Consider the following 625-nt stretch of genomic DNA (forward strand, 5'->3'; position numbering starts at 1 on the left):
GGTTGTTTGCCTTTATTGGATTTACCTTGGGTTGCTTGGGTGCCCTTTCAATGGATACCTTGTTGAAACTCGTAGACTACATTCCACCGGTATTGCTTACAGGTTTGACAGTTGCTGGTAAAATGCTCCCAGCTATCGGTTTTGCAATGATCTTGTCAGTGATGGCTAAGAAAGAGTTGATTCCGTTTGTCTTATTGGGATATGTTTGTGCAGCTTATCTAAACATCCCAACAATTGGTATTGCAATTGTAGGTACTATCTTTGCTTTGATTGAATTTTATAACAAGCCAAAAACAGCGAATCATGTGGTAGAGGAGGAAGCACACGATGACTGGATCTAACAAATTAACAAAACGTGATTATCTTAAAACGTCTTTGCGGGCATTCTTTTTACAAAATGGATTTAACTATAGTAACTATCAAGGGTTGGGATATGCCAATGTAATGTATCCTGCTTTGAAAAAACACTATGGAGCGGATCAGGAAGGTTTCTACCAAGCCTTGGAAGAAAACTGTGAATTCTATAATACCAACCCACACTTCCTGCCTTTTATTACCAGCTTGCACCTTGTAATGTTGGAAAATGGTCGCCCAGCAAAAGAAACACGTAGCATCAAGATGGCCT

2 protein-coding genes are annotated in these 625 nt (G+C 39.7%); both read left to right on the forward strand.

Annotated features, from left to right (window positions below):
* A partial coding sequence (locus GMD3S_RS0210290) for a PTS sugar transporter subunit IIC (RefSeq protein WP_025173034.1) occupies positions 1 to 341 on the forward strand: 341 nt, incomplete at its 5' end.
* On the forward strand, positions 328 to 625 hold a 298-nt coding region (locus tag GMD3S_RS0210295), incomplete at its 3' end, for a PTS system mannose/fructose/sorbose family transporter subunit IID (protein ID WP_025173035.1). The genes GMD3S_RS0210290 and GMD3S_RS0210295, both read left to right, overlap by 14 nt.

Origin of the sequence: Streptococcus sp. GMD3S (assembly GCF_000298695.2) — a bacterium.
Taxonomy (GTDB): domain Bacteria; phylum Bacillota; class Bacilli; order Lactobacillales; family Streptococcaceae; genus Streptococcus.